The sequence below is a fragment of the Geobacillus sp. WSUCF-018B genome (assembly GCF_002809985.1).
Lineage (GTDB): Bacteria > Bacillota > Bacilli > Bacillales > Anoxybacillaceae > Geobacillus > Geobacillus thermophilus.
Genome location: NZ_PIJF01000088.1, coordinates 1 through 4,785, shown reverse-complemented (window position 1 = coordinate 4,785; position 4,785 = coordinate 1). Strand labels below are relative to the sequence as shown.

The 4,785-nt window shown below is 51.5% G+C and carries 6 protein-coding genes; 5 read left to right on the top strand and 1 reads right to left on the bottom strand.

Annotation, left to right across the window (positions count from 1 at the left end; genetic code table 11):
• Nucleotides 1-126 precede the first annotated feature (126 nt).
• The 5 genes from CV944_RS16210 (at nucleotide 127) to CV944_RS16190 (ending at nucleotide 3,194) form a co-directional block, all read left to right on the top strand.
• On the top strand, nucleotides 127-1,260 hold the full coding sequence (locus CV944_RS16210; RefSeq protein ID WP_233205118.1) for a sensor histidine kinase: 1,134 nt from the start codon (nucleotides 127-129) through the stop codon (nucleotides 1,258-1,260).
• Nucleotides 1,261-1,324: 64 nt separating this feature from the next.
• On the top strand, nucleotides 1,325-2,020 hold the full coding sequence (locus CV944_RS16205; RefSeq protein ID WP_013146177.1) for an O-methyltransferase: 696 nt from the start codon (nucleotides 1,325-1,327) through the stop codon (nucleotides 2,018-2,020).
• Nucleotides 2,021-2,024: 4 nt separating this feature from the next.
• On the top strand, nucleotides 2,025-2,393 hold the full coding sequence (locus CV944_RS16200; RefSeq protein WP_013146176.1) for a hypothetical protein: 369 nt from the start codon (nucleotides 2,025-2,027) through the stop codon (nucleotides 2,391-2,393).
• 35 nt (nucleotides 2,394-2,428) lie between these two features.
• Nucleotides 2,429-2,767 (top strand): antibiotic biosynthesis monooxygenase, encoded by a 339-nt coding sequence (locus CV944_RS16195; RefSeq protein ID WP_013146175.1) that lies wholly within the window; start codon nucleotides 2,429-2,431, stop codon nucleotides 2,765-2,767.
• A gap of 61 nt (nucleotides 2,768-2,828) precedes the next feature.
• The gene (locus CV944_RS16190) at nucleotides 2,829-3,194 is read left to right on the top strand and encodes an MFS transporter (RefSeq protein ID WP_033024834.1); all 366 of its coding nucleotides are present in this window, start codon (nucleotides 2,829-2,831) and stop codon (nucleotides 3,192-3,194) included.
• A 289-nt stretch (nucleotides 3,195-3,483) separates the two neighbouring features.
• On the opposite strand, the gene CV944_RS16185 is transcribed toward CV944_RS16190, so the two are convergent.
• Nucleotides 3,484-4,347 (bottom strand): SDR family oxidoreductase, encoded by an 864-nt coding sequence (locus CV944_RS16185; protein WP_100664530.1) that lies wholly within the window; start codon nucleotides 4,345-4,347, stop codon nucleotides 3,484-3,486.
• Nucleotides 4,348-4,785 lie beyond the last annotated feature (438 nt).

The following is a 4,785-nucleotide window of genomic DNA, read 5'->3' as shown; positions in this document are numbered from 1 at the left end:
TCAACATGCGATTCACCTCCTTGTCTATCAATATTCACATCATAGACAAGGAAAGAAGAAAATATTCAGCTCACTTTATGATGTGGCTGAATAGTTACCCATGCGGCCGATGTTCCGCTTGAACGATTGGCGGAGCGGATTAGGCAGGGCGGGCCATGGCGTAAGGATGATGCGCTGTTAGGAGATCCGCTCTTTCATGATCCGCTGTTGCGCGACCCGCGGCTGTTGGTGGTCATCTGGAACGAGAAAGGAGAAATGGTCGGCATGACCCGCGACGCTTCTTTTTTCACCGGGCTGCCGCTCACTCCCCCAGAAAGGCTTGATGAACTGTATGAGGTGAACGTAGGCCATCTCTATTTTCGGACGTTGGCTGTTGAAGTGAATACGGCGTTTGGCCCGATAACGGTGCAAATGCTGCGCAATACGAACTCTGAACGCGAGCTGCTTGGCGAATTGATGTTCATGATTGCAGTAGGATGCATGCTGAGCGCTCTGTTTGCCATCGCGGCAGGCTATTTTCTGGCTGGCCGGGCGCTCGTTCCCATTCAAGCGGCGTGGAAAAAACAGCAGCAATTTGTCTCCGACGCCTCCCATGAATTGCGCACGCCTCTTTCTGTCATTCAGGCAAAAACGGATGCGCTTTTTCGTTCTCCGAAAGCAACCATTGAAGAGAAAAGCGTCGATATTTCTGTGATCGCCAAAGAATGCCGCCGCTTGTCGCGGCTCGTTTCCCAACTGCTCACCTTGGCGCGTTCAGACTCGAATCAGTTGGAAATGCAAAAAGAAGCGTTTCGGCTGGATGAATTGGTCCGCGACATTGGCGAACAGTACAGCGAGATCGCTTCGTACCAACAGAAAACGATGAGCGTCGAAGCGCAAATCCCTATTGAGTGGGTGGGCGACCGTGAACGCATCCATCAATTGATCGTCATTTTGCTTGACAATGCCTTGAAATATACGACGGAAGGCGGACACATTCGCCTTGCATGCCATCGTTTTTCCTCATCGGTCGTGGTGGAAGTTGAAGATGACGGCATCGGCATTCCAACTGAAGATCTCCCTCGCATTTTCGACCGCTTTTACCAAAGCGACAAGGCGCGCTCGCAATCGGATGGAGCCGGTCTTGGATTGGCGATCGCCAAATGGATTATTGATCAACACCATGGCAAGGTGAAGGTGGAAAGCAAACTCGGCGAAGGAACGCGGTTTCAAGTGATGTTCCCGGCGGCGAGATGGAAATATAAGCGGCCGGGGGATTAAACATTGACGTTCTGTTTATGTTTGTATACAATTGTATACGAATAGGATCAGAAGGAGGGAAAGCATGGAACCGAAGCATCCGCACGATCGCCATGAAGGATGGGAGTTGTTTCGGCAATTAAACCGTTACATGAATGAACAGTTTGCTCCGCAAGATGAAGTGCTTGCCAGCATCCGACGCTCAATGGAGGAAAACGGCCTTCCGCCGATTTCTGTTTCGCCGGCGACAGGAAAGCTGTTGACGATGCTTGTCGCCATCTCCGGCGCCAAAAACGTGTTGGAAATCGGAGCGCTTGGAGGCTACAGCGGTGTTTGTCTCGCGCGCGGGCTTGGGCGGGGCGGATTGTTGACGTCGCTTGAGCTTGTGGAGGACTATGCCCGCTTGGCAAAACAGAACCTGGAAAAAGCCGGTTTCGGCAGCCAAGTCGTGTATATGGTCGGACCAGCCTTGGAAAGCCTTGAAGCGCTTGTTGCCCAAGGCTCGCGCTTCGACTTCTTCTTCATTGATGCGGACAAAGAAAACTATGTTCATTATCTCGATTATTGCCTCCGCCTCGCCAATCCAGGGGCGATCATCGCAGCGGACAACACCATGGCAGGAAGCGGCATCGGCACTCCGCGCGCCTTGGGACGGCGCGGGGAAATTATGAGGCAGTTCAATGAGACCGTTGCTCGGCATCCAGCGCTTGATGCCTTGTTTCTCCCCATTGGGGACGGTGTGACGGTGGCGAGAGTGAAAGCGGCGAAGGAGGAAAGATGACGGCATGCATGGACATTTTTTTCATGGACATGGACATCCATTCGAAGGCCATCCCGCATGGAAAGGCGCGCATATGCACAAAGGGCCGCATCGCGGCGCCAAAACGTTCCGTCGCGGGCGGGCGCTCGAATTTTTAGCACGGCTTTATGTCAAACGGGAGACATTGAAACAGCAACTGCAATCGCCGGAGCTTCAATCGATTCATCCCGTGCTGACAGGAGAGTTGAAAGCAATCGAGATGGTGATCAATGAATTCATCCAGTCGTTTGATATTCATGACGAAGAACTGAGCAGTATATGGGGAGTTCAAAACCGCGACGGAGATGCCCCTATCGATGAACAGCGCAACGATGAGGACAGCAGCGAACAATAATCGCATCATCATCAACAGAGAAAGGGAGAGGATTTATGTTCGTGCAAATGCGTAAAATCACAGTGGCTGAAGGATTCGCCGACCAAGTGGCTGAGCGGTTTCGAAAGCCTGGAATCATCGAACAGCAAGAGGGGTTTGTTGATTTGAAAATTTTGGTTAAGAAAGCGCGCCGCGGTGATGAGGAAGTCGTCATTTTGATTACATGGGAATCGGAGGAGCATTGGAAAAAATGGGAGAAAAGCGACGCTCATATCGCCGGACATAAACAGAGACGAAATGAAGCGAAGCCGGAGTACATCCTCAATGTCGAAGTCGGACATTATGAGGTGAAGGCGGTGAAACAAGCGGCACAGTCAGCGTCGGCTGAAGATTGAAAAAGGGAAATGAAAAAGAGCTCCTCTTTTCGCTCATGGCATTGGCGTTGAGAGGAGCTGAATGCGGTTATGGTTTTATGTTGCTTGGAATGCTGGGTGTTCCGTACGTATGGAATGTTTCCGCATTGCGGTAGCTGGTGTTTGTACAATGGGGACGCAAAGTTTGTTGAATGCATTTGTCTCGCAATATTATCCCGCCCATGTCCGCTCTACGGGCGTTGGATTGGCCAATGGCGTCGGTCGCTTAGGAGGAATGGTTGGCCCGACGCTTGGCGGGGCGCTGCTAGGAATGAAAGCCCCCATTTTCATGTGCTTTGTTGCTTTTGCGCTGCCAGGCGTTATCGCTTCTTTGGCTGTTCTTTGCGTGCGCAAGAAAAAACGAGACATAGCGGTTGCTGGGCAAGAGGCGGAGACGCTCTTCACATGAGATGGTGAATAGAAAACATGCAGTGGCATTCCCCGAACTATTGACTGCTTAAAACAGAGGGGGAAGCCGCGGAGGCATTTTTAGGTTCAACGATCTACCTTTAGTGAACCTTTAACGTAAAAAAAATCCACCCCATTCCGGGGCGGACTGAGAGAAGAGGGGCACCTTGCAAAGAAGTGGAGGAACATCGTAGCTTTATCGTATCGATTTTTTTACAATGATTCTATATTTTTGTAAGAAAAGATAACGAAGTTTTGTCAAAAAGGATTGACCGCAGCGGCTGCGATGGTCAGCCGCTGACGAATTTTCCGCCGTCGACGTGCAGCATTTGTCCGGTCATATACGACGACTCATCGCTCGCCAAAAAGACGTAGCACGGAGCGACTTCGCACGGTTGGCCGGGACGTTTCATCGGCGTGTTGGCGCCGAATGTGGCGACTTGCTCGCTTTTGAACGTCGACGGGATGAGCGGCGTCCAAATCGGGCCTGGGGCGACGCCATTGACGCGGATGCCTTGGCCGACGAGCGCTTTGGCGAGCGAGCGGGTGAACGCGACGATTGCGCCTTTTGTCGCCGAGTAGTCGATGAGCTGTTCGTTTCCTTCGTAGGCGGTGACCGAAGCGGTGTTAATAATCGCGCTTCCGCTTTTTAAGTGTGGGAGCGCCGCTTTCGTTAGGAAAAAGCAGCCGAATACGTTCGTGCGAAACGTTTTTTCCAGCTGCGCGGCGGTGATGTTGAGAAAGTTCGGCTGCGGGTGCTGTTCAGCGGCGTTATTGACGACGATATCGAGCTTGCCGAACGCTTCGATTGTTTGTTTCACCGCTTCTTTGCAAAACGTTTCATCGCCGATGTCTCCCGCCATCGCCAGGCACCGTCTTCCTTCCTGTTCGACGAGCCGTTTTGTTTCTTCGGCGTCTTCATGTTCGTTGAGATAGAGAATCGCCACATCGGCCCCTTCTTTGGCGAAATGGACGGCGACCGCCCGGCCGATGCCGCTGTCGCCGCCGCTGATGATGGCGACTCTGTTTTCGAGCTTGCCGCTTCCTTTATAGGTGTCTTTGATGGTGATCGGCTGCGGGTTCATCTCCGTTTGCAGGCCGGGCTGGCGCGTCTGGTGTTGCGGGGGCAGCGTTGTTTGTTGCTTTGTGACCATCGTGGTCCCTCCTTAACGGATATTGTCATTGTTAGTATGGGACGGAGGAGGGGAATTATGTGCCAAGAGGGGATGGATCACGAACAAATGAAGAAGCCGTTGGTCATCTTGTTTCCGCCCACGTTTCCATCCACATCGCGATTTCCTCAATCGATGGTTGATCGGTCACGACTTTCACGGTATATTCTTCTGTTTCTTTCTTCGAAACATCAAGTGACGATTCCAATGAAGATCAGAGAAGTGCTTGGGGCAGAACCGGGAGACCAAGTCGCATTTGTTTATCTTAATTAGGCGAGAAGACTCCCACTTCAACGAAGCGAAGCGGAGTAAGTGGGAGAGGAATCGCCTTAACTATATTTTGCTGAAAATAGGATAGATTCAGTAAAATATGGTATAATATAGTTAGATGGGAGGTGAAAAAATGTATTTTTGTATCAA